The organism is Clostridium sp. BSD9I1, from assembly GCF_900185645.1.
Lineage (GTDB): Bacteria > Bacillota > Clostridia > Clostridiales > Clostridiaceae > Clostridium_AK.
Genome location: NZ_FYAM01000006.1, coordinates 406,229 through 412,762 on the forward strand (window position 1 = coordinate 406,229; position 6,534 = coordinate 412,762).

Here is a 6,534-nt window from a genome sequence, read left to right on the forward strand (position 1 = left end):
TTTGAACAAGCAATTAGAGCTGCTTTACGCAGTGAACACCTTCTTAAATGCAAATCCCATACGTAAAGTTCAACATTAAGAATGTTGTAATATCTTTTTTAAGTGCCTATGAAACTCAAGGAGTGTTGTTTTCAACCAGTCTTTTATATTCTCTTACTATATCAAATTTATTATCAGTAGATTGAATGTAGCCTGCATGGGAATATACATCATTAAGTATTTTTTTCCCAACAGGATCCTTAGATATATCTATAAAGGCATCTTTGATATTTACCTTCCATTCAGGAGACATATCTGATCGTACAGATATAGTATCGTTTGGGATGGGTTTAGAAAAATAAATGGGTACAACTTTATCAAATACATCTTTAATATCTTCTTTAACTGTATTTCGTGCATCTTCAAATACTGCAGCAGCATCAACTTCATCATTTAATACTGCAATTACAGCAGTATCATGTCCATTTAACGTTACTTGTTCAATATCTGTTTCTATATTTATTCCAGCCTTTTTCAGTTCAGCCACAGGCCATATATATCCGCCAGCGGAAGTAGTACCTTGAAACGCAACTCTTTTTCCTTTAAGATCTTCAAGGTTCTTTATATTAGAATTCTTTTTCACAACTATCATTGAACGGTAATAATCTACTAAGTCTTTAGTAGTCTTACCATTTGGCTCTTGTATTGAATATCTTTGAGCTTGTAATAAAATATCCGCTATACCTCTGTCATTTGCTAAAACATAAGCTAATGGAGGCAAAAATCCAACATCTATTTCTTTTGAGGACATCGCCTCTACTGTACTATTATAGTTAGTTGCAACACTAACTTTAACTGGAATGCCAAGTTCTTTTGATAGTAGTGATTCAAGAGGTTTAATTTTTTCTTCTAAAGTATCTTTATGATGAGAAGGAACAAATTGAACAGTGAGCTCTTTAGGAATATAAACTTTTGGAGCAGGGGTATCTTTAGTTTTATCTACACAACTGTCAAACAATAATACTAACAATATTAATGTTAGTATAGTTACTGAAATTCTTTTACTCATGATACAGCCCTCCAATGTATGATTTGGTTATAAATTAGTATGTATTAATTTATTGAGATGCTTTCTTATGTATATTATGTATGAATACTGAAGATTATATTCATAAAAAAGGAAACGAATCCTTAATTTGTTATGAACGAAATGTAAAATTAAGCGAAGTTGGAATAGAAAAAGAAAAATCTCAAGCTATGGAAAAGGGTACTGTAAGATACGGTAACATAGGTTCTATAAAGCCACTAGCTGAACAAGATGTATTAAATATATTTAATATGGAATTCTAATAACTAGTGGTTAATATCTAATATAGTGTAGGGCATGAAACAGTTAATTGGATGGAAATTAAAATATTAGGTTATACAAGGAGGAGTATTTATGCCATTTATACAAATTGATATGGGTCCAAGTACAAAGGAAAAGAAAAAAGAAGTTATCGAAAAGATGACAAAGATATTAAGTGAAACAATCTCTGTACCAAAGCAAGCTATTACAGTTATAATTCGTGAAAGTAATGCGGATAATATAGGAGTAGCGGGAGAACAGCTTTCAGAAAGATTTAATAAATAGGGAGTAGGAAGTAGGTGCTAGGTTTATTTACAAATGTAAAAAATCTCCATATCATTACTCCTAGTACCTTATGCCTTAGCCCTAGATACAGGGGAGAATTGTATATGAAAAAAGTTGCATTATTCTTTGGAGCTGGAGCAGAACAAGATTATGGACTTCCTTCTGGGGGAGAATTTGCACTGGATATATTTAGAATGGATGTAGCAGAAGATAAGGAAATATTTAAAAATACACTTGAAAAGATAGACTTGAATTCAGATTATGCTAAATGGTTTCCAGATAGATTTTTGGAAAAAAACAGGAGTGCTTTTATAAGATCACAGTATGAAGAACTTGTAAAGGGAAGTCTTGAAAGTAAAAGAGATATTATTATTAAATATATGGACAATTTTGATGAGAATGTATCACGTATAGCGAAAAAAATAGAAAAAGGAAATGTATACATAGATCAGATATTTGAGAAGATACTTTCCTGTTCCTTAGAAAACTTAATTTATGAAAAGCATGTGAAGTTGAATACTTTACTTGATGGGAACCATAATGCGCTATTTGCATCAAAGTATTTTTCGGCATTTCTTATTGCTATGGAAACTAAAAATACAAACATAGCTTTTAAGAATAGCATGAAGGACATGGTAAGAACATTACTTGAACTCTTAATTGGATCTTTAGGAGAAAACTTAATACATAAATTAAATGATGGAATATTTGAAAGAAGCCCAGATACTTTAGATGTTTTTGATGATTTGGGGAGCATATTTTCCTTAAACTATGAAGCTACGGGTATGAGGGGATTAGAATGGATAATAGAAAAAAGTGGAAAGAATATATTTAAGCTAAGATCTGATGAGGAAATCATAGTGGAGTTTAGCAGGATGATACTTGAAGATTTATTTTCTAGAGCATTAGATTACAAATCTCTTTTAGATTCCAACTGGAGTTATTTATACAATCCCAAGACAGATTGGACTAAGTTTACAAAAGTTGTTATATTTCTGCATACTGTTAGAAGATATATACTAAATATTGCAAAAAGAAATTATAACAATATAAAAAATGGAGATGGATATTACCATGATCTAATAAAAATTAAAAGGGATTATGAAATAGTTGCAATAGGAACTGCTAATTATAATACCTTTATAGAAGATATCACTAATGAAGAGGTTTGCTTTTTAAATGGTTCTGTAAGAGATTTTTATGATCCATATTTAAATACAATAATAGATGAAGAAAAAGCAAAAATTAGTAATCATTTAACGGTTCCATTTCTTTTTACTCAAAATGGGATAAAGCCTCTAACATCTGTAAGAATGGCTGAAAGATACGTTGATATATATAATAGATTTAAAATGGCAGATATAGTATGTATTTGTGGATTTGGATTTAATGATTATGATAGTCATATAAATGGAATGTTTAGAGCTTTAATAGAAGATGAGAAAAAAAATATACTTATAATAAGTCATGCTCCATCAGGAAATACGGATATAAATAAATTGATGGAAACCTATAAAAAGAAATTAAGAATAGAAAATACAGATCATATTAAGATTCTACAAGTTAATAAAGAGAGAAAAATTAATAATGAAGGTATCATGTGGTATGAAAGTTTAGAATAAACAATGGATAAACTTTATATAACAGTAAGTATGAACTAAGTAACATAGTAAATATTTTTATAATAATTTTTTTTAAAATATGTATTGCATATTGGCTTTAATCATGCTATACTAATCAAGTCGTAGTGATTAAGAATAGAACGCTATGGCCAAGATTTAGTATGATTAATAACTATTCCTCTTTTTAGGAACGTTATGTATCAATTTTAGATCTTAGTTTTAAAATAAAAGGAGGAATATTAAAATGGCAGATAAAACATTAGTATGTAAAGATTGCGGAAAAGATTTCGTATTCACAGAAGGCGAGCAGGCTTTCTACAAAGAAAAGGGATTCGAAAACGAACCACAGAGATGTGCTGATTGCAGAAGAGCTAAGAAGCAACAGAACAACAACAACAGAGGATTCAGAAGATAATAATTTTTGAATACTTACCCTATAGAAGGTAACTTCTATAGGGTTTTTATATATTGTATAAACATTTGTTAGAATTTTGCTTGAAACTTGAAATATGATGCTTTGGATGGGTTTGAATTTTGCAATAATTGTGTAAATAATAAATATTTAAAAATAAATGTTGCATATTATTTACAATCATGATATAATAATTAAGTCGTAGTAATCGAATGTGCATTACTACACCAAGATTTAATACGATTAATAACCATTCCTCTTTTTATAAGGAAAGTTATGTGAATCCGTTTTAGATCTTAATATAATAAAAGGAGGAATGTTGAAATGGCAGATAAAACATTAGTATGTAAAGATTGTGGAAAAGAATTCGTATTCACAGAAGGCGAACAAGAATTCTACAAAGAAAAGGGATTCGAAAACGAACCACAGAGATGTGCTGATTGCAGAAGAGCAAGAAAGCAACAGAACAACAACAACAGAGGATTCAGAAGATAATAAGTTTTGAGCACTTAGTCCTATAGGAATCAGTTCTTATAGGACTTTTTAGTTTGTTCGGCATGGCTGTGTTATGAATGATTATTAAATTTAGTAATTATTCACAACATAGCCTGAAAAAAAGTTATATATAATTTAAAAGTGGGAAATTATATATAGTGAGTGATGTCGTAAGTGCTTATTCTGAATTAGAAGTAAAAATGGAAAATTTAAACAAAAAGGATGGAATGTTAATGAAAGAAATGAAATTTAAAGATTTAGGATTAAATGAAGATATATTAAAAGCAATAGATGATATGGGATTTGAAGAACCTTCAAGCATACAGGCTGAAGTAATACCAGTATTATTAGAAGGAAATGACGTAATAGGTCAGGCGCAAACAGGTACAGGAAAAACTTTAGCATTTGGAGCTCCAGTACTTAATAATATAAGCAAAGGTGGTAATAAGCCAAAATGTCTTATATTAGCACCTACAAGAGAACTTGCTATACAGGTAAATGACGAACTTGCACGTATAGCAAAGCATAGTAAAGCAAGTGTTCTTCCAGTATATGGTGGTAATCCTATAGATAGACAAATTAAATCTATCAAAAGAGGTATTGATGTAATAGTAGGAACTCCTGGTAGAGTGCTTGATTTAATAAGAAGAGGAGTACTTAATTTAAGAGATATTGAATTTCTTGTATTAGATGAAGCAGATGAAATGTTAAATATGGGATTTATAGATGACATTGAAGAAATTATAAAAAACTCAAATGAGTCAAGACAAACGTTACTATTTTCTGCAACAATGCCAAATGAAATTAAAAAACTTGCTAAAAGATATATGAAGGAAGATGCAAAGCATATAGCTATTGTAAAAAATGCTATGACTGTATCTACAGTAACTCAGTATTATTATGAAATAAAGCACAAAGATAGATTTGAAACTTTATGTAGAGTATTAGATGTAGATGAACCAACTGCAGCTATAATATTTTGCAAAACTAAAAAGGGTGTAGATGAGCTTGTAGAATCCATGCAAGCAAGAGGATATAGTGTAGAAGGTATGCATGGAGATATGACTCAAGTGCATAGAATGAACACTTTAAGAAAGTTTAAAGAAGGAAACTTAGAGTTTTTAATTGCAACAGATGTAGCAGCAAGAGGAATAGATGTAGAAAATGTAACTCATGTAATTAACTATGATCTTCCTCAAGATACAGAATCTTATGTTCATAGAATAGGAAGAACAGGAAGAGCTAATAGAGAAGGTGTAGCATATACTTTAGTTAGTCCAAGAGAGTACATGGTCCTTAAGCAAATTGAAAGAGCTACTAAAGGTAAAATAAAAAGAAAAGAAGTTCCTACTGTAGATGATATATTTAACGCAAAATATAAAAATATGGTATCAAGAGTTAAAGGCGTTTTAGAGAGCGAAGAATATAAGAGATTTATACCTATGGCTACAGAATTAGATGAAGAATTTAATCTTGTAGATGTAGCAGCAGCGCTTATGAATATTATATATAGTACAGAAATATCTTATGATTATACAGAAAATGCTATAGAGTCAACATCTTCATCATCGTCATCTTCTTCAAGTTACGTAAGATTATTCTTAAGTCTTGGAAAGAAGGATAAAATGAATCCAAAGACTCTTCTTCAATTCTTAATAGATAAGGCTAAGGTAAGAAAAGATGAGATTGGAGAAATACGTATATTAGAAAACTTCTCATTTATAGATGCGGCACAAGATGCTGTAGATTCAATTATGAACAATTGTAGCGGTAAAAGTTTTGGTGGCAAAAGATTAAATATTGAAGTAGCGAAGAAAAAAAGATAATATTAGTTAATATTTTAAAAGGAAGCTTGTGTTTGCAAGCTTCCTTTTAAAATTATAGTTACAATTTTGAAGAAAATTATGTAATGAGTTTAGATAGTTGAGGAAGGAAGCTGCATTTTATTTTATTAAAGGTAGGTAAACGAACTCAGGTGTATCTGCATGTAAAATATTAAGTATATGAAATAATGATTAAGAATAATATAGATAATTTAGTTTAATAACGATTAATAATATTAATCTACAAATTGAATCATGATAAGATAACATTCGTCGCTGAGATGAGCGATAGATAAATCAAATGGTTAATAACAACTTGAAAAAATATTTTCAAAGGTTATTGACAATAAGAAACAAAAATGTTAATATATAAAAGTCGCTTGGAGCGACAGGGTCTTTGAAAATTGAACAGAGAATAGAAACCAGTCAATTACTTAACAGTTAAATGTTAAGAAACGCGATGAGCGAAACAGATTAAACTTTTAAATTGAGAGTTTGATCCTGGCTCAGGACGAACGCTGGCGGCGTGCCTAACACATGCAAGTCGAGCGATGAACCCTTCGGGGTGGA

7 protein-coding genes and 1 rRNA gene are annotated in these 6,534 nt (G+C 30.1%); 7 read left to right on the forward strand and 1 reads right to left on the reverse strand.

The window, feature by feature from the left end; all coding sequences use genetic code 11:
• Nucleotides 1-115 precede the first annotated feature (115 nt).
• The gene (locus BSD9I1_RS04800; RefSeq protein WP_186429361.1) at nucleotides 116-1,048 is read right to left on the reverse strand and encodes a phosphate/phosphite/phosphonate ABC transporter substrate-binding protein; all 933 of its coding nucleotides are present in this window, start codon (nucleotides 1,046-1,048) and stop codon (nucleotides 116-118) included.
• A gap of 80 nt (nucleotides 1,049-1,128) precedes the next feature.
• Between BSD9I1_RS04800 and BSD9I1_RS04805 the strand changes: the two genes are divergently transcribed.
• From BSD9I1_RS04805 to BSD9I1_RS04835, 7 genes are all read left to right on the forward strand, one after another.
• Nucleotides 1,129-1,329 (forward strand): hypothetical protein, encoded by a 201-nt coding sequence (locus BSD9I1_RS04805; RefSeq protein ID WP_186429362.1) that lies wholly within the window; start codon nucleotides 1,129-1,131, stop codon nucleotides 1,327-1,329.
• A gap of 91 nt (nucleotides 1,330-1,420) precedes the next feature.
• Nucleotides 1,421-1,612, forward strand: a complete 192-nt coding sequence (gene dmpI, locus BSD9I1_RS04810) for a 4-oxalocrotonate tautomerase DmpI (protein WP_186429363.1) — start codon at nucleotides 1,421-1,423, stop codon at nucleotides 1,610-1,612.
• A 104-nt stretch (nucleotides 1,613-1,716) separates the two neighbouring features.
• On the forward strand, nucleotides 1,717-3,234 hold the full coding sequence (locus BSD9I1_RS04815) for a hypothetical protein (protein WP_186429364.1): 1,518 nt from the start codon (nucleotides 1,717-1,719) through the stop codon (nucleotides 3,232-3,234).
• Between the two features lie 244 nt (nucleotides 3,235-3,478).
• Nucleotides 3,479-3,649 (forward strand): zinc-ribbon domain-containing protein, encoded by a 171-nt coding sequence (locus BSD9I1_RS04820; protein ID WP_035311658.1) that lies wholly within the window; start codon nucleotides 3,479-3,481, stop codon nucleotides 3,647-3,649.
• 321 nt (nucleotides 3,650-3,970) lie between these two features.
• Nucleotides 3,971-4,141 carry a zinc-ribbon domain-containing protein gene (locus BSD9I1_RS04825; RefSeq protein ID WP_186429365.1) on the forward strand — a complete coding sequence of 57 codons (171 nt, stop codon included), beginning with the start codon at nucleotides 3,971-3,973 and terminating at the stop codon, nucleotides 4,139-4,141.
• 233 nt (nucleotides 4,142-4,374) lie between these two features.
• Nucleotides 4,375-5,967, forward strand: coding sequence for a DEAD/DEAH box helicase (locus BSD9I1_RS04830; RefSeq protein WP_186429396.1), 1,593 nt, complete (start codon nucleotides 4,375-4,377; stop codon nucleotides 5,965-5,967).
• A 480-nt stretch (nucleotides 5,968-6,447) separates the two neighbouring features.
• Nucleotides 6,448-6,534 (forward strand): 16S ribosomal RNA (locus BSD9I1_RS04835); the annotation flags it as partial.